Here is a 235-nt window from a genome sequence, read left to right on the forward strand (position 1 = left end):
GGCGCTGATCCACGCGGCGACGATGGTCACCGCCGGCGTCTACCTGATTGTGCGCTCCGGACCGATCTTCGAGGCGTCGCCCGGCGCACAGGCGGCGGTCGTGCTCGTCGGCGCGGTCACCCTGCTGTTCGGCGCGATCATCGGCTGCGCCAAGGACGACATCAAGAAGGCGCTCGCGGCCTCGACGATGAGCCAGATCGGCTACATGGTGATGGCCGCCGGGCTCGGTCCGGCG

1 protein-coding gene is annotated in these 235 nt (G+C 70.2%); it reads left to right on the forward strand.

Translation table 11 applies throughout. The annotated features are described in order from the left end of the window. Positions 1-235 (forward strand): proton-conducting transporter transmembrane domain-containing protein (locus tag IJ15_RS25135; protein WP_037136315.1); only part of this gene is annotated, 235 nt, incomplete at both ends.

This window comes from Prescottella defluvii (assembly GCF_000738775.1).
Classification (GTDB): Bacteria; Actinomycetota; Actinomycetes; order Mycobacteriales; family Mycobacteriaceae; genus Prescottella; species Prescottella defluvii.